The sequence below is a fragment of the Parabacteroides sp. KHUB-01 genome, assembly GCF_056640935.1.
On record NZ_CM153256.1, the window covers coordinates 1,803,301 to 1,821,148 of the forward strand.

The following is a 17,848-nucleotide window of genomic DNA, read 5'->3' on the forward strand; positions in this document are numbered from 1 at the left end:
AATAAAAGTCAGAACAAATATCCTTTTACCAAGAAAGTATATAAACAAAAAAGCATCGACAGTCATTAGGACTATCAATGCTTATATCTTCAGTCGGGATGACTGGATTCGAACCAGCGACCACACGCCCCCCAGACGCGTACTCTAACCGGGCTGAGCTACATCCCGTTTTTTTAAGACGGGTGCAAAAGTAGGCATTAAAGGGGAAAATAGCAAAAATAAAGGTCACTTTTTTAGAATCCGAAACTCTCCCTATAGAAGTCAAGAGAAGCAAAAATATCTTCCTTGCTCACCTGCTGATTAATACGTACATCACCAACCTGACCTAAAAGAGTAAAGTTGATATTGTCTCCTTCATTTTTCTTGTCGTGCTTCATAAGTTCATACAAAGATTCGTATTCATTACAGTCGAAAATGAAAGGAGAATAATATTCCTTTATATAATATACAACCTGCGAAAGTTTCTCCATTGGGAAACCGCATTTACGATACGAAAGGAACAATTCGCTGATTATCCCGGCAGCAACAGCATGTCCGTGCAACAAAGGTTTGTTTTTACGGAACGAAAGACTTTCAAAAGCGTGACCAATTGTATGACCGAAGTTCAATGCTTTTCTTATTCCCATTTCTTTAGGGTCCTGTTCCACAAAATCTTCTTTCACTGCAACTGATTGAGCAACCAACTGATTAAGATAAGAGTAATTCATTGTGTCAATATCATAAAGCATAACCGGGAGATAATGGTCAAGCGAACTAATCAGACCATGCTTTATCATCTCGGCATAACCGGAAAGAATATTGTCACGGTCGAGTGTGCGGAGAAATTCACAGTCAATGAATACACACAAAGGAGGATAGAATGAACCTATTTCGTTTTTCAGTCCATTGAAATTTATACCTGTTTTTCCTCCTACGGCAGCATCAACCGAAGCCATAAGAGTTGTCGGTATATTCACAGTTCTAATTCCGCGCTTGAATGTTGCTCCGGCAAATCCACCCATGTCCGTCACCATTCCACCGCCAAGATTCACCAACAGTGAATGACGTGTAGCTCCTTCATTTGAAAGGCGCATCCATATAGAAGACAAGGCATCTAGACTTTTGTGAGTGTCGTCGGCTTCGACTGTTATAACCGGTGCATTCTGAAATGCAGGAACATCCTTAACCAAAGGATAACATTTCACCAAAGTGTTTGTATCGGTAAGTATAAATAGTTTGTCATAACTCAATCCGCTCAGGAAATTATGCAAGTCATTTTTCAAATCCTGGCAGATGACAACATTTTGTGCTGGCATAATATTAATTGTTTTACATTTGTCTTGCAGCAAAGATATTACAAATAATTGAAGTTTCACAAGTTCAACTTCAATTATAAAAAAGACGAGTTGACAAGAAAACGAGGGAACAAGCCTCATAGCTATTATTTCCTCGTTAACTTGTCAACTCATTATCTAGTCAACTAATATTCTATCAATTAAAGATATATCTTACGCCAACCTGGAAGCTCCAGCATTCACTGTAAATCTTATTGTATGAGTATGATTCAACAGGAGCATTTCCATCAGAATCTCTCCATAAAGAGTAGATAGGACGGTTGTTTGCGTCAACACCTTCGTATGTAAGGATTCGTCCGTTGTTGCATGCACGGTTAGTTTTAGTAACACCCCAAGCATGGTTAAGCATGTTTCCTACATTCATAAAGTCCAAACTTATCTGTAATGTATTCTTCTGCTTTCCTGCCTGAACCGAGAAATCCTGAGCAATACGGAAATCGAATCGGTGAACCCAAGGAGCACGTCCGGCATATGCTTCAGCATATTCTCCTTTGTGATTCTTAAGATAGCTGTCCTGATTTACGAAGTTCCAGAATGCTGCGCGGTCAGCTTCATCCTTGAACAAAATTTCGCTGTCATCTTTTGGTATATACATCAAGTCGTTGTTGATACCATCACCGTTCATATCATTTGTATAAGCATAAGATGTGCTGTATGGTGAATAACCAGAGTAATACAAGTTGAAGTGAAGACCATTTGTCACCTTATTATTTGTAAACGGAACATAATAAGAAAGTGAAGCAATTACCTTATCAGGGACAACATACTGTGAACGTTGAACTGTTCCAAAGTTAGGGCCGTCGATAGTCATCATTCCCTGCCATGTTGAAAGTGGGTCGCTACCAGGAAGACCTGATATTTCCTTAGATTCAGTGTGAGTATAAGCAGCCATCAAATCAAGATTTCTCACAGGAGAAGCATTCATTGTAATATTGGCTGTATAACCATGACCTTTTGAAGTATTACTCAATACACTAGCAGTTATACCACTATAATAAGTATAATCTTTAGGATAAATCAAACGGTTATCCGGTCCGCTGAAGCGTTCCCAATTTGTAGGATCTTTAACATTGTAACCTTCAACAATTGCAGCATTCACGTTTTTAGTGTACATGAATTCTCCTGTAACAGTGAATGGGAAAGAAACAGGAATCTGATAGTCAACAGCGATTGAAGATTTCCAAACCTGAGGCATCTTGAAGTCTGGGTCAACACCAGCAATTTTGCTTTGCAAGCGACCGTCTTCAGGAGAAATTTCACGAGGCAAACCAAGTTTGTCAATCATTCCGTCAACTGTAGTTTCGATTCCACCTTTGAACAAATCAAGCTGTGCACGGTCAACTTCACCAGTATTATAATTATGTCCATATATTACTGTAGTCTGAATCATACCAGAGTTTGTAGGCATATTTGTAAAATAAACCAAAGGCAAACGACCAGTAAACAAACCAGAACCACCACGAATCTTCAATGATTTGTCTTTCAATACATCCCAAACAAAACCTACACGTGGGGAAACCTGCATGTGAGCATTCGGCCATTTTCCTGTATCAATATGGCGACCACCGAAATCCAATTCATAAATAGCGTTGTTACGCATAATATCGCTATTATTGAAGAATAATTCGTCCAAGCGGATACCATATGTCAACTTGAAGTTTTCCAAAGCATTCCATTCATCCTGTGCATAGAATCCAATTTGGCTAAAACGAACCTGAGATGTAGGATTATCTTTACCATTATAACCGTATGTAAGAGCTACTGCTTCAGGAGCTGCATCGTTAAGGAAATCCTCAAGGCTACTATATCGGTAATATCCTGAACCTTCACGCATGTATGAGTTATTAGCCAACTGATGTTCATAACTCAAACCAGCAGTAAGTTTATGTTCTCCTATGAAATATGTGAAGTTGTCTGTTACATTGAAGATTTTATTCTTCACACCATTGTTATATGTAAACAATTCATATCCGGCAGACATATAAGGTTCCATGATCTGTGTACCGTCAGGATTCTTTCCAGCCATAATATCGATGAATGGGAATACATCTGAATTAGAGCCTCGTATATCCTGAATGTCTGTATAAGTAAACAGCAACTGGTTAGAAATATTATCAGAGAAGCGGCTATTCAAATCAGCAGAAACAGATGAAACCTTATTGTCCATTGAATACATACTGTTTGCGAAAGCCATAGACATAGGACCTACACGATATGTTCCGTTCAAACGTCCACCACCTTTGAAGTCACCTGAATTTCCGTTAGGAGCATTCCATGCTGTATTCTTGGTGTAATTATAACGTACAGCAAGTTTATGCTTATCGTTGATGTTCCAGTCGATACGACCCAAAAGTTTCAGGTTAGTTTCGTCTGCCGGGAAATCAGTATATGAGCCCGGATCATATCCGTATTTCTCACGAAGATGGTTCGCAACCTTCTGCATATCTTCAGCATATGTACGAGAAACGTAACCTGATTCATCAGCTTCCTCCCCAGCCTGACGAGCACGCCATTGGATAACCTGCTGAGGAACTTTCTCATATTCTACATTGGCAAAGAAGAACAATTTGTCCTTAACAATAGGACCGCCGAATGTTGCACCGTAGATATGTTTAGATTCCTCAGGACGTGCGCCCAAATCTTCACCGTCAATATTGTTACCACGCATATTCTGGTTCTGGTGATATGTATAAGCACTTCCTTTGAATGTATTTGTACCAGACTTAGTTATGGCATTGATACCACCACCGATAAAGTTAGTCTGACGAACATCAAACGGAGCAATAACAACCTGAACTTCTTCGATAGCATCCATTGAAATAGGATTACCACCACCAGGCAAACCATCAGACAGACCAAAGTTATTATTGAAATTCGCACCATCAACAGTAAAGTTTGTTGAACGGCCGTCACCGCCGGCAAAGCTCATTCCCGAAGCATAAGGAGAAAGGCGAGCTATATCTTCAACACTACGGTTAATTGTTGGAATACTAGAAAGCTTATCATTTGATATATTAAGAGATGCACCTGTTTTTTCTGTAACGAATTTAGTTCTTGATGCAGTAATTACAACCTCATCCAATTCTTCAGAAGATTCTTTGATATCAGCTTTCAAATTGTAGGTTTCACCAAGCTGGAGAGTTACATCTTTAAATACAGATGTTTGGTAACCGATATAAGAAACTGTAATTTTGTATGGGCCACCGGAACGCATACCTTGCAAATTGAAACGTCCATCAATATTTGAAACAGTTCCGTAGGTTGTTCCAGAGGGTTCGTGCAATGCGACAATAGTTGCACCAATCACTGGTTCGCCATTTGTCATAACTTCACCACTCATACTAGCCGTCGTTATTTGTGCGTCGGCACAAACAGCAATGGTTGATGCCAATGCTGTTAACATACATTTAGTAGAAAATTGCATACGAATAACATTTATAAAAGGTTTGTAATGCTTTTATTAAATTTTATGCAAATATAGCTATTTTTCTCCCTTCATAGTATTTACATTAATATTATAAGATTATTTCATTAATATTTCTACAGTATTATAACCCTGTCTATATGAGTGTTATTTACATTTATTATCCTATTAATGGACATGTAATATGATTTTGAAGAATCTTTCTTATTTTTGCCTATGTCATTATAATACTAATAAATTATTACATTTAATATAATATAGTATGAATCGAAACATCTTCTGTTTGTTATCATTGATTATTGGACTATTGTGTAGTTGTAGTTCGCACAAAATACAAGACGAACATTACGTTGTTGTCCTATCAATGGACGGTTTCCGCTCTGACTATCCTAAAATGGCAAAAACTCCAACACTTGATTCATTAGGAAACGCAGGAATTCTTTCAGCATTCCGTCCATGTTATCCAAGCGTTACGTTTCCAAACCATTACAGTATGGCAACCGGATTACATCCCGACCATCACGGTTTAGTAAATAACTCTTTTTATGATGCAGAAATAGACAGTGTCTACACCATGAAAAGTAAAGACCCTCAATTTTACGGAGGTGAACCAATATGGAGCACGGCAGAAAAGCAAGGTGTTAAAACGGCAGCTTTTTATTGGGTTGGAAGTGAAGTAGCTTTGCCTTGCGGACAACCATCAATATGGAAACCTTTTGATTCTTCTGTCCCTTACAAGAATAGAGCTGACTCTGTAATTTCATGGCTTAAGCTACCGAAAGAAAAACGTCCTCATCTGATTATGTGGTATATTGAAGAGCCTGATCATACAGGACATTTATGCACTCCGGATTCTTCTGCTACAATGAAAAAGGTAGAAGAACTTGATGAAGTATTAGATTATTTCTTCACCAAAGCCAGGAAACTTGATATTTTCGATAAAATTGATTTCATCGTTCTTTCTGACCATGGAATGGCAACATATTATCCTGAAAAATCTGTTAATCTGGACGATTATCTGCCACGCGACAGTTTTGAATACGTATTTGATGGTGTTCCAACTCTGCTATATCCTAAGAAAGGATATACAGACAAAGCTTATGAAATACTTAAAACTGTACCGAATATAACAGTATGGAAAAAGGGAGAAATTCCTGATAAGTATGTTTATGGCAAGAATGCGAGAGTTCCGGAACTGGTAGTTTCACCAAATATCGGTACATATGTAGTATTCCGTAAAAATCCTAGAGGTTATGTTGGCGGAGCTCACGGCTATGACAACTTTACACCTGAAATGGAAGCGATATTCTATGCTGCCGGTCCTTCTTTCAAAAAAGGATATAATGCTCCGGTAATGGCAAATGTTAATTTATACCTTCTTATATGTAAATTGCTTGGTATAGAACCTTCGGCAAATGATGGAGAAGAAGCTGTTGTAAATTCACTTCTTAAATAATAAACTATAAAACATAAAAAAAAACAACAATGGTAAAATTCAAATAGGATTCACCATTGTTGTTTTTGTTTTATATAGCTTTAATCAAGCTTATTTCAATCCAGCTGCTTCAAGAACCGCATCAACGGCATCACTTATGCCATCAGGATTCTTACCACCAGCAGTTGCAAAGTGAGGCTGACCACCGCCACCACCTTGGATAAACTTAGCAGCATCCTTAACCAATTTACCAGCATTCAGACCATCTGCAACCAATGGTTCACTCATTGCAACCATCAAAGCACATTTATTTCCATCTTTGATTCCACCAACAAAGAATACTTTTCCGTCTTTCTGGGCTTCACCTTTAATCTGGAATGCAACATCCTTGATTGCATCAACGCTGATTTCGCCTTTGAATACGATAACTTTAACACCATTGCGTTCTTCAGCCTTTTCAATCAATTCTTTCTTCAATTGCTGAACCTTTTCCTTGATATATTCAGCAACCTGTTTCTTCAACTCTGCATTTTCCTCAATAGACTTACGGATTGTCTGAGCAAGATTTGGAACATTGTTGAACATTGCACGCAATTCTCTGATAGAATCCTGCAACATGAATGTATAGTTTTCTGCAGCTTCCGCAGTTACAGCCTCAATACGGCGAACACCGGCTGCAACAGAGCTTTCAGAAACAATACGCAAAGAACCAATCATACCAGTTGCCGGGATATGAGTACCACCACACAATTCAATTGATGTTCCGTATTTTACAACACGAACTTCTTCGCCATATTTTTCTCCGAACAATGCCATAGCTCCCATTTCCTGAGCTTTAGCTATCGGCATATTACGGTGTTCTTCCAAAGCATAATTAGCACGAATCTTTTCGCCAACCAATTTTTCTACCTTGCGGATTTCTTCGTCAGTCACTTTCTGGAAGTGAGAGAAGTCGAAACGTAATGCATCTGGAGAGACATAAGAACCTTTCTGTTCTACATGTGTTCCCAAAACTTCACGCAAAGCTTCATGAAGCAAGTGAGTTGCTGAGTGGTTGCATTCACACTGAATACGTTTCTTTTCATTAATCTTAGCAGTGAATACAGCAGTTACGTCAGCAGGCAATTTCTCAACAATATGAATTGGCAAGTTGTTTTCACGTTTTGTATCAAGAACAACAACCTTTTCATCACCGTTAATCAACCAACCTGTATCACCAACCTGTCCACCCATTTCTGCATAGAAAGGAGTTTTGTCAAGAACGATCTGATACAATACTTTATTCTTCTGCTTAACCTGACGGTAACGCAAGATTTCAGCATCACATTCAAAGAAGTCATAACCGACAAACTCAACTTCACCTTCTTTCAAAGTAATCCAGTCGCCTGTTTCAACAGCAGCAGCATTACGAGCACGTTCTTTCTGCTTCTGCATTTCAGTATTGAATTCTTCGATATTTGCGTCCATACCGTTTTCACGCAAAATAAGCTCTGTCAAGTCAAGAGGGAAACCGTATGTATCATATAATGTAAAAGCATCAACACCGCTGATAGTAGTTTTACCGGCAGCCTTAGTTTCTTCCATCTTTTTATCCAAAAGACGAATACCTGTTTCCAAAGTACGCAAGAAAGCATCTTCTTCTTCCTTGATTACCTTTTCAATCAAAGTCTTCTGAGCTTCCAATTCAGGATAAGCATCACCCATAGTTTCAATCAACACAGGCAACAGTTTATACAAGAATGCTTCTTTACGGTTAAGGAATGTATAACCATAACGAACTGCACGGCGCAAAATACGACGGATTACATAACCTGCTTTTGCGTTTGAAGGCAACTGACCGTCAGTAATAGCAAATGCAATTGTACGGATATGGTCAGCGATAACTCGCATAGCAACATCCTGCTGCTTGTCCTTGCCATATTCTGTTCCTGCCATTGAAGCAATAACCTTGATTATAGGCTGGAACACATCAGTATCATAGTTTGAAGTTTTGCCCTGCATAGCCATACACAAACGCTCAAATCCCATACCAGTATCAATTACATGGTGAGGAAGTGGCTCAAGTGAACCGTCAGCCTTGCGATTGTACTGCATAAATACAAGGTTCCATATTTCAATTACCTGAGGATGATCCTTATTTACCATTTCAGCACCTGAAACAGCAGCTCTTTCCTCATCAGAACGCAAGTCGATATGGATTTCTGAACAAGGACCGCAAGGACCTGTATCTCCCATTTCCCAGAAATTATCATGTTTATTTCCGTTGAGGATATGATCCAACGGAAGGAACTGTTCCCAATATCCCGCAGCCTCATCGTCACGACTCAAACCTTCAGCCGGACTTCCTTCAAAGACTGTTGCGTAAAGACGTGAAGGGTCCAATTTCAACACTTCAACAAGATATTCCCATGCCCAAGAAATAGCTTCTTTTTTGAAATAATCACCAAAAGACCAGTTTCCCAACATTTCGAACATTGTGTGGTGATAAGTATCGTGACCTACTTCTTCCAAGTCGTTATGCTTACCGCTAACACGCAAACATTTCTGAGAGTCCGCGACACGTGGATATTTTCGAGGTACATTACCCAGGATAATATCCTTAAACTGATTCATTCCTGCGTTGGTGAACATCAACGTAGGGTCGCCCTTGACTACCATTGGAGCCGACGGCACAATCTGGTGTTCTTTTGAAGCGAAAAACGCTTTGAACGATTCACGGATTTCTTTTGCTGTCAACATAAATATAATTTTAAGTTTTTGAGTTTTTAAGTTTTTTGAGTTATCTCAACCATGAGACTCATAGGATATCTCCTTTAATAAGATAACAACTGTTTCTCCGAATATCTTTCTCGTTAATATTCTGAAAAACAATTTGCAAAAGTACATAAATTATTATTTTTGCGATATTTTATAAGCAAAAAATATTCAATGAAACTATTCAAATCACGTAAAACATATTATTTCTATAATCCTAACACGCTGAATTACGAAAGGTTTTATCCTTCAACAAAAGACCGTATTCTGACTGTGCTTCGCCACTTAAGTACCGGTATTGCTTTTGGTGTAGTGACATTTTTCGTAATGATGTATATGATTGATTCACCGATGGAATCACAGCTCAGGAAAGAGAATCGTCTGCTCCAGACTCAATATGAAGTTCTGCAGCTGCGCTTGGACAATGCCTTGGATGTATTGAATGACATACAACAAAGAGACGAGAATCTTTATCGTGCCATATTCCAAGCAGAATCTATACCTGAATCTGTAAGAAAATCCGGATTTGGAGGCTCAGACCGTTACGAACATCTTATGGAACTATCAAATTCCGAGCTTATAGTTACCACTGCGAAAAAGATGGATATGCTCAGAAAACAACTGTATGTTCAGTCAAATTCTCTCGACGAGCTTATTGAAATGGGGAAAAGCCAGGAAGAACGTACAAAATGTATTCCAGCCATTCAGCCCATTGCCAACAAAGACCTGAAACGTACTGCATCCGGATATGGTATGCGTATCGACCCAATCTATCGAACACCGCATTTCCACAGCGGAATGGACTTCTCGGCAAAAGTTGGAACCGACATTTACGCAACCGGCAACGGCAAAGTTGTATATTCCGGTTGGAAACAAGGTTATGGGAAATGCGTCATTATCGACCATGGTTTCGGATATGAAACTTTATACGGTCATATGAACAAGTTCAATGTCCGTGTTGGACAGAAGGTTGTCCGCGGAGAAGTAATCGGTGAAGTTGGAAATACCGGTAAATCAACCGGTCCGCACTTGCACTACGAGGTTATTGTCCGTGGCAAATATGACAACCCTGCAAAATATTATTACATGGATTTGACTCCTGAAGAATATGATTTGATGCTTCAAATTGCTGAAAATCACGGTCAGGTTATGGATTGATAACATAAACAGAGATGAGTCAGAAACTATATTATTCAATCAGCGAAGTTGCCCAAATGTTCAATATCAAAGAACATACTCTTCGTTTTTGGGAAAAGGAATTCGATATTCTAAAACCTAAACGCGGAGCAAAGGATATAAGATATTACAGACAGGAAGACATCGATATTGTAAAACTTATTTACCACCTGAGGGAAGAAAGAGGTATGACTGTTGCCGGAGTGAAAAAGAAACTCAAGGAAAACAAAGAAACAGTCATACAACAGGAAGAGATAGTAAGCCGGCTGAAAATGATAAAAGAAGAAATACTAGCGCTGAAATCCGCTTTCGACTCTTTAGGGAAAGAAGCATAACAATAGCCCAACTGAACGGTATTTTTCTTAATTTTACCCCGCTTTTATCGGAGGCTTAGTATTCCAGCCCTACATATATTATAAGCGCAACGGCAAAATTGATATTATTAAAAACATTACATAAGAGACTTTTAATATGGAAATAACAGGAAAGATTATTGCTGTGCTTCCCGAACAAGGCGGTGTAAGCAAAGCCGGTAATGAATGGAAAAAACAGGAATATGTTTTGGAAACACATGACCAATATCCTAAAAAAATATGTTTTCAGATTTTTGGCGGAGACAAAATAGCTCAGGCAAACATTCAGCCGGGTGAAGAACTTATTGTTTCAATCGATATTGAAAGCCGCGAGTATCAAGGTCGCTGGTTCACAAATATCAATGCTTGGAAAGTGGATCGTCCTTCTGCCGCTCCTGCTTCTCCTTCAATGCCGGACAATATTGCAGCAACAGCTATGCCGGCTGCTCCGGACTTCGGACCGGCTAATCCTATTGATGATTTGCCTTTCTAATATTATTTTCAAGACATAATTAACCAAAAAGGTAATTTCATAAATTTAAAGCCGATATCTTCATATTATTATATGAGTTATCGGCTTTTGTCATATTTAATACCCAAATATAGTTTTTCACTACATTTTATTATTTACATCTATTATTAATAACTTCATCAACTTCAACAAACATTTCTTGGATTTATGTATAAAATACCCTATATTTAACCCCAGAAATGTGTGCAAACAAAATTCATGCTAAAAATCTAATTAATTATGACAACACGAAGAAATTTCTTAAGAACCATGGCAATGACATCCGCTGGTGTTGCAATGGGCGGTACTTCTAATTTATTAAATGCAAAAAGCTATAGTCAGGTAATTGGTGCGAACCGTAAAGTTAACGTAGCTCATATTGGAATTGGTAACCGTGGCGAACAAATCATCAACGACTTTGCTAAAACAAACCGCATAAATGTGGTTGCTTTATGTGATGTGGATATGGGTGCACCTCATACTCGCAAAGTAATGGGCATGTATCCAAATGCTAAGCAGTATAAAGATTTCCGCAAAATGTTTGATGAAATGGGAAATCAGATTGAAGCCGTTACAATCGCCACTCCAGACCATTCACATTTTGCTATTTCAATGCTTGCTATTTCAAAAGGAATCCACGTCTATGTTGAAAAACCAATGGCAAGAACATTCCAGGAAGCAGAACTTATGATGCAGGCAGCACGCCGCCATCCGGAAGTAGTTACTCAGGTTGGTAACCAGGGACACTCCGAAGCAAACTATTTCCAATTTAAAGCTTGGATGGAAGCCGGCATAATCAAAGATGTTACAGCAGTTACTGCTCATATGAACAACTCACGCCGTTGGCATAAATGGGATTCAAACATATATAAATATCCGGACAAAGAACCGACTCCGGAAACTATGGACTGGATGACATGGTTGATGCAAACAGCATATCATGATTACAATGTCAAATATCATCTTGGAGACTGGCGTTGCTGGTACGACTTCGGTATGGGAGCTTTGGGCGACTGGGGTGCTCACTTACTCGACACTGTTCACGAATTCCTTGAATTAGGATTACCATATGAAATCAGCATGATTCGTGCAGATGGTCATAATGACTATTTCTTCCCTTATTCTTCAACAATATTATTCCGTTTCGCATCACGTCGCAACATGCCTCCTGTTGATGTTACTTGGTATGATGGTTTGGACAACTTGCCACCTCTCCCTCAAGGATTTGGTGTAGCAGGTTTGGACCCAAGTATCCCAACTACGAACCAGGGAGACATCAATGATACGAAATTGAACCCTGGAAAAATTATTTATTCAAAAGATTTGATATTCAAAGGTGCTTCACACGGTAGTACTCTATCTATAATTCCTGAAGAAAAAGCCAAGGAAATGGAGAAATTCCTTCCTGAAGTTCCAAAGAGCCCGTCAAATCACTTCGAAAACTTCATCCGTGCTTGTTGTGGAGAAGAAAAGACACGCTCACCGTTCGAAATCTTTGGTCCGATGAGCCAGATGTTCAGTCTCGGTGTAATTGCACAGCGTTTGAACACTCAGCTATTCTTCGACACTAGAACAAAACAGTTTACTAACAACGACTTTGCAAATGCACTGCTTGCAGGTATGCCTCCTCGCAAAGGTTGGGAAGAGTTCTATAAATTATAGTTAACGAGTTAACGAGTTGACAAGTAAACAAGAGGTTTTATATGTCTTGTCAACTCGTATCTGATACTTTATCTATAAAAAATCAAGCAACAAAAAAACGGTAAAAAAGAAGTTTATATGAAAAAGTTATATATTGCCGCTTGCTTATTGGCTGCGGCTTCAATCTGCTCTGTAAATGCAGATGCAAAAAAGAAGAATTCAATTCCTGCAACAAAATTAGAAGTGGCACAGCAGATGCCTAACACTCTCACTGGCGAAGAAGCAGCTCAAGGCTGGAAACTTCTTTGGGACGGACATACAACTGAAGGATGGCGCGGAGCCAAACTAAAAGGCTTCCCTGAAAAAGGATGGAGCATTGAGAATGGTATTCTGAAAGTGGAAAAAGGAAACGGTGGCGAATCTACTAATGGAGGCGACATTGTTACTACACGCAAATATCGCAACTTCATTCTTAAAGTTGATTTCAAAATAACAGAAGGCGCTAACAGCGGTATCAAATATTTCGTAAATCCTGATTTGAACAAAGGTGAAGGTTCTGCTATCGGTTGTGAATTCCAGATTTTGGATGACGAAAAACATCCGGATGCAAAACTTGGCGTAATGGGTAACCGCAAACTTGCTTCTCTTTACGACCTTATTCCTGCACCGGCAACAAAGCCATATAGAAAAGGAGAATTCAACACCGCAATGATTGTAGTTAAAAACAACCATGTGGAACATTGGCTTAACGGAGTAAAAGTGTTGGAATATGACCGCAACAATCAGATGTGGCAATCTCTTGTAAACTACAGCAAATACCGCAACTGGCCTAATTTCGGAAATGCAGCAGAAGGTTATATCCTGTTGCAGGACCACGGTGATGAAGTTTGGTTCAAGAATATCAAAATTAAGGAATTGCCTTAATTTCTAAGAAAAATATTTATCTGTCCGATTTTTCTTCGGACAAAACACCTGATTCCTCTCGGAAGAAAAAGTTTTTTCTTTCGGGAGGAATTTGTTTTTCATTCGGATGAAAAAATATTTTCTCCCGGATGAAATTCCGAAATACTTTATAATAAGAATTTCGGCATGCCGGACGCTCGGGAAAAACATTACTATATTTTCCGAAATACATTTGACATTTACGAAAAAAGCTCGTAGTATTCCCCCAAAAAACACTACGAGCTTTTATTTGAGATATCTATTCTATACAAGTATGTTTTCAGAATGAAATTTCACAACACTTGTAAATCTTTGGATTGCAATAACTTTACGTGAACAATAAACAATATTTAACAATCAAAAGTTCATTTATTCTAAATTCAAATGTTTACGAATTACTTTAGCCATCTCATCAAGTAATTTTGGGTCAAACGAATTACTTAATTGACGCGTATGTATAACTAATTTATCTCCGATTGCATTATGATGTGTATAAAACCAACTTCCTTGGCTGAAATTTGTATTAGCTCCATTATCATCAAAAGTAACATCAAAGATATCATCTATTTCTCTGTTATCTCCAACATTCATTATATAATTACTACACGCTAAAATTACAACTGAAAAAGATTGAATAAACTCAGATTCTTTAAACATTTGTTTTCTTGAAGATATTAGACTCTTATCCGCACTTCGTGTAGTCTGGCTAGGAATATCATTCATTTCTGTTGTAAAAGCATTTACCAAAAAGTCTATTTGCTTTTCAGTACTTTTTACTCCTTTAAACACCAAATCTATTAGATTTTGATAATTACTCCAAGTGCAATTACCCCAATTGTCATACAAATAAGTATTGTCTTTTGTTACTTTATATGGTTTATAAACATTTTCTAATGTCCCATTTATAATATGAAACATCATTTCTTCTGCATTACTTTTTTCATCGATATTATCCTCTTTTGTGTATGGTTCTTTACCAATAATCAAGATTGGAGCATTAGGATTTCCAAGTCCAACATATCGATTATTAGAAACACACAAATCTACAAACTCTTTAAAGCTTTTATCACGCTTATAAACTGGTATTTCTTTCATATATATGATATTAATTATTTACACATCACAAATCCTGATACATTTCTCCAACGAAGCAATCTTATCCTCCTGTTTTGGAACGAATTCCTGACCAACAAAACCTTTATAACCAGTTTCAACGATGGCTTTCATTATGGCAGGATAATACAATTCCTGAGTTTCATCGATTTCACCGCGACCGGGAGAACCTCCAGTGTGGATATGTGAGAAATATTCATGATACTTACGGATATTCTCAATAATGTTGCCTTCCATAATTTGCATGTGATATATATCATAAAGCAATCGGAAATTTGGAGAACCAAGGCGACGGCATAATTCAACACCCCATACAGTATGGTCGCACAAATAATCTTTATGCCCTACGCTGTTGAGTAATTCCATAGTAAGAACTACGTTATATTTTTCAGCAATAGGAATAATACGTTTCAAACCTTTCTCACAATTTTCCCAGCCCTGCAAATCGGTCACTCCGTTCCTACGTCCGGAAAAACAGATAAGATTTGTAAGACCAGCTTCGGCAACCATTGGAATAACTTTTTCATAACTTGCTACGAGTTCATCGTGTAGCGACGGGTCATTGAATCCGCGGTCGATACCTAAACCTGCACCCTGAGCCATAGCAACAGTAAGACCGTGTTTTTGAACAACAGGCCAATCCTTAGGATCCAAAAGTTCTATTGACTCTATTCCTATTTTCTTACAAATTTCACAGAATTCATCTAACGGATAGTTTCCGAAACACCATTTACTTACAGAATGGCGAATGTTTCCTTTAAGCGGCGACGGCTGAGTAACTTCTTTTGCCAAAGGACTTGCCTCAACACCTGAAACGGCCAATGCTGCACCTCCGGCAAACAGACTTTTCAATGCGGTTCTTCTTGATATATTCTTCATGTTATTTGATTTGATAAGTTAATCAAGACAAATAAACAAAGAAAAATAGAATATTGAAAATTGAAAATAATGAAATTAAGGTAAAAAGTTGATTTTTATGCTTAAGGCGGGAAAAAGTAGTCTCGCCGGGAATCGAACCCGGATCTAAAGTTTAGGAAACTTCTATTCTATCCGTTGAACTACAAGACCATCTCCATTCATTTATGGAATGGCAAAAATATAATCTTTTTGCTAATCTGACAAATATTTGCGGTTTAAAGTTGGCGTTTATTCAAACAGGCTCTGCATTACTGACAAAGATTTTATTTCATTGAAATCCGGTATATGTAACCTGTAGTATTCGAATATTCGGTTAATAATATTCACCCTTTCATGGCGTGAAAAACCATATAACGACATATTCTCGAAACTCATACGCAAAAGACGGCTGAACACACGGCTTTCCTGCTGCGACAGAAAGTGACGGTGCTGAGGCGGAAGCAGAGTGAACTCTCCGTTAAGCAAATCGAAATAACTGTCTTCTTTTTGCAATTCGGTGTTAGGATATATTCCAAGATAATGCAGAAGATTAAAAAGGAAAACTATATGGAAATTGGCAATGCCGTCTTCCGAGGTTTCAAGTGTTACTATAGAATTATATATATAATTAAACAATGATGTGTCCGGTTCTGGATTTTTTAATGTACGATAGAGAACTTCAGCAAGGAACAAAGCCAATATATTTTTCACCGGATGACAAAAAACATCGGATTGAGGGAAGCAGAATCTGCATTCTTTCACTTTATGTACGTCGCGCTTGGGCATATGCTCCACATCCATATCCAAAACAGCTAAAGGCATGAAAAGAGCTTTCGAAGCTGCAGCCTTTTTACTTTTTCCTCTTGGAACCATATATGAGGCACGTCCGAATTCCTCAGTATATACAGAAACTATTGAATAATTATCTTTATAAGGAATAGAATGCAGAACTATTCCTCTTGTTTTGTATTGCATCTTTCTTTCTCTTTTTATAAGAACAAAGATAAATCGTTTCGTGTTATATTATTGAAAACTTCAATATATTATTATATGATTGATCTAACAACACCATCATTACTGTTCTCGGCAATATCATTAATATTACTTGCCTATACAAACCGTTTCCTTGCTTATACAAATGTCATACGTACTTTAGTGGAGAAACACCGTAAAGAGAAAGATCCACGTGACATTGCACAAATAGCAAATCTCAGGAAACGCCTTTCTCTTATCCGGGCAATGCAGATTTTTGGAATAACAAGTCTGCTATTATGCGTGGTCGCAATGTTCTTTGTTTATATTTCGATTCAAATTGTTGCTGCTTGGATATTTGGCGTAGCTTTGCTTTCCTTGGCCGTTTCTCTCGGGCTATGTATCTGGGAAATAAACATTTCCGTCAGAGCTTTAGATATACATTTGAAAGAGCTAAGTTGTAAATAGAAGTTAAAAAGATGTTTTTTTGTAAATTTTCCTATGAAATGTTTTGGTAATTTGAAAAAACCTTCTACCTTTGCACTCGCAATCGAAAGGGAAACAACTCCTAACGAAAGCAACAAAGTTAAAGCGAAAGCTTAAGAGAACTTTGAAATGATGGCCCATTCGTCTATCGGCTAGGACGCAAGATTTTCATTCTTGAAAGAGGGGTTCGATTCCCCTATGGGCTACAATAATCACGATTAAAGAATTTAAAGGAGAAAGATCTTAAAATGGCAAATCATAAGTCATCAATCAAGAGAATCAGACAGACAAACGCAAAGCGTCTGCATAACAGATATTATGCTAAGACTGCTCGCAACGCAATGCGTGTTTTGCGTGCTACTGAGGATCAGAACGAAGCTCAGACTTTGTTCCCTAAGGTATGCTCAATGTTAGATAAGTTGGCTAAAAAGCATGTTATTCACAAAAACAAAGCTGGCAACTTGAAATCTAAGTTGGCTAAGCATGTGAATTCATTGGCTAAATAAGTAGTAATACTTAGAAGATATAAAACTGATTTATTCAGTTATTAGGATGGCCCATTCGTCTATCGGCTAGGACGCAAGATTTTCATTCTTGAAAGAGGGGTTCGATTCCCCTATGGGCTACGAAAAAGGAGTTACATTGATTAATGTAACTCCTTTTTTTCGTATATACACAACTGCAAACCAAACAGAGCTTTTACCATCCATACAATTGTGAATAAAAAAGTTATTGAGGTTTTTAGCCATTTTTTTACAGTGCATAATAAGTGCAATATCGATAAAAATCCGTATTTTTGTTACATTAAAA

13 protein-coding genes, 4 tRNA genes and 1 pseudogene are annotated in these 17,848 nt (G+C 38.0%); 10 read left to right on the plus strand and 8 right to left on the minus strand.

All coding sequences use genetic code 11. From position 1 onward, the window contains the following. Positions 1 to 93 precede the first annotated feature (93 nt). The 3 genes from ACYIAR_RS08020 to ACYIAR_RS08030 form a co-directional block, all read right to left on the minus strand. A tRNA-Pro gene (locus ACYIAR_RS08020) sits at positions 94 to 168 on the minus strand. 65 nt (positions 169 to 233) lie between these two features. Then, positions 234 to 1,295, minus strand: coding sequence for a 3-dehydroquinate synthase (aroB, locus tag ACYIAR_RS08025; RefSeq protein WP_480333321.1), 1,062 nt, complete (start codon positions 1,293 to 1,295; stop codon positions 234 to 236). Between the two features lie 175 nt (positions 1,296 to 1,470). Then, positions 1,471 to 4,737, minus strand: a complete 3,267-nt coding sequence (locus ACYIAR_RS08030) for a TonB-dependent receptor (protein WP_480333589.1) — start codon at positions 4,735 to 4,737, stop codon at positions 1,471 to 1,473. 283 nt (positions 4,738 to 5,020) lie between these two features. Between ACYIAR_RS08030 and ACYIAR_RS08035 the strand changes: the two genes are divergently transcribed. Next, the gene (locus ACYIAR_RS08035; RefSeq protein WP_480333323.1) at positions 5,021 to 6,214 is read left to right on the plus strand and encodes an alkaline phosphatase family protein; all 1,194 of its coding nucleotides are present in this window, start codon (positions 5,021 to 5,023) and stop codon (positions 6,212 to 6,214) included. Between the two features lie 90 nt (positions 6,215 to 6,304). On the opposite strand, the gene alaS is transcribed toward ACYIAR_RS08035, so the two are convergent. Beyond that, positions 6,305 to 8,932, minus strand: coding sequence for an alanine--tRNA ligase (alaS, locus tag ACYIAR_RS08040; RefSeq protein ID WP_480333325.1), 2,628 nt, complete (start codon positions 8,930 to 8,932; stop codon positions 6,305 to 6,307). A gap of 189 nt (positions 8,933 to 9,121) precedes the next feature. On the opposite strand from alaS, the gene ACYIAR_RS08045 reads away from it, so the two are divergent. The 5 genes and pseudogenes from ACYIAR_RS08045 to ACYIAR_RS08065 form a co-directional block, all read left to right on the plus strand. Then, positions 9,122 to 10,105: a peptidoglycan DD-metalloendopeptidase family protein gene (locus tag ACYIAR_RS08045; protein WP_480333327.1), complete on the plus strand. Its 984-nt coding sequence runs from the start codon at positions 9,122 to 9,124 to the stop codon at positions 10,103 to 10,105. 14 nt (positions 10,106 to 10,119) lie between these two features. Continuing rightward, on the plus strand, positions 10,120 to 10,458 hold the full coding sequence (locus tag ACYIAR_RS08050) for a MerR family transcriptional regulator (protein ID WP_480333329.1): 339 nt from the start codon (positions 10,120 to 10,122) through the stop codon (positions 10,456 to 10,458). Positions 10,459 to 10,594: 136 nt separating this feature from the next. Next, positions 10,595 to 10,969 carry a DUF3127 domain-containing protein gene (locus ACYIAR_RS08055; protein WP_480333331.1) on the plus strand — a complete coding sequence of 125 codons (375 nt, stop codon included), beginning with the start codon at positions 10,595 to 10,597 and terminating at the stop codon, positions 10,967 to 10,969. A gap of 258 nt (positions 10,970 to 11,227) precedes the next feature. Next, positions 11,228 to 12,649 carry a Gfo/Idh/MocA family oxidoreductase gene (locus ACYIAR_RS08060; RefSeq protein WP_480333333.1) on the plus strand — a complete coding sequence of 474 codons (1,422 nt, stop codon included), beginning with the start codon at positions 11,228 to 11,230 and terminating at the stop codon, positions 12,647 to 12,649. A gap of 258 nt (positions 12,650 to 12,907) precedes the next feature. After that, positions 12,908 to 13,552, plus strand: a pseudogene (locus ACYIAR_RS08065) (3-keto-disaccharide hydrolase); the annotation flags it as partial. Between the two features lie 387 nt (positions 13,553 to 13,939). Here the strand turns inward: ACYIAR_RS08065 and ACYIAR_RS08070 are convergent. The 4 genes from ACYIAR_RS08070 to recO all read right to left on the minus strand — a co-directional run bounded on the left by ACYIAR_RS08070 (position 13,940) and on the right by recO (position 16,555). Continuing rightward, entirely contained in the window at positions 13,940 to 14,665 is a 726-nt protein-coding gene (locus ACYIAR_RS08070) for a hypothetical protein (RefSeq protein ID WP_480333335.1), read from the minus strand. Between the two features lie 18 nt (positions 14,666 to 14,683). Next, positions 14,684 to 15,562, minus strand: a complete 879-nt coding sequence (locus ACYIAR_RS08075) for a hydroxypyruvate isomerase family protein (protein ID WP_480333337.1) — start codon at positions 15,560 to 15,562, stop codon at positions 14,684 to 14,686. A gap of 117 nt (positions 15,563 to 15,679) precedes the next feature. Further along, positions 15,680 to 15,751, minus strand: a tRNA-Arg gene (locus tag ACYIAR_RS08080). Positions 15,752 to 15,829: 78 nt separating this feature from the next. Then, complete coding sequence (recO, locus tag ACYIAR_RS08085) at positions 15,830 to 16,555, minus strand: DNA repair protein RecO (protein WP_480333339.1); 726 nt, start codon at positions 16,553 to 16,555, stop codon at positions 15,830 to 15,832. 75 nt (positions 16,556 to 16,630) lie between these two features. On the opposite strand from recO, the gene ACYIAR_RS08090 reads away from it, so the two are divergent. From ACYIAR_RS08090 to ACYIAR_RS08105, 4 genes are all read left to right on the plus strand, one after another. Beyond that, the gene (locus tag ACYIAR_RS08090; protein ID WP_480333341.1) at positions 16,631 to 17,020 is read left to right on the plus strand and encodes a DUF2721 domain-containing protein; all 390 of its coding nucleotides are present in this window, start codon (positions 16,631 to 16,633) and stop codon (positions 17,018 to 17,020) included. A gap of 152 nt (positions 17,021 to 17,172) precedes the next feature. Further along, positions 17,173 to 17,244: transfer RNA gene (locus ACYIAR_RS08095), tRNA-Glu, on the plus strand. 42 nt (positions 17,245 to 17,286) lie between these two features. Then, the gene (gene rpsT / locus ACYIAR_RS08100) at positions 17,287 to 17,544 is read left to right on the plus strand and encodes a 30S ribosomal protein S20 (protein ID WP_480333343.1); all 258 of its coding nucleotides are present in this window, start codon (positions 17,287 to 17,289) and stop codon (positions 17,542 to 17,544) included. Between the two features lie 48 nt (positions 17,545 to 17,592). Next, positions 17,593 to 17,664, plus strand: a tRNA-Glu gene (locus tag ACYIAR_RS08105). Positions 17,665 to 17,848: the final 184 nt, after the last annotated feature.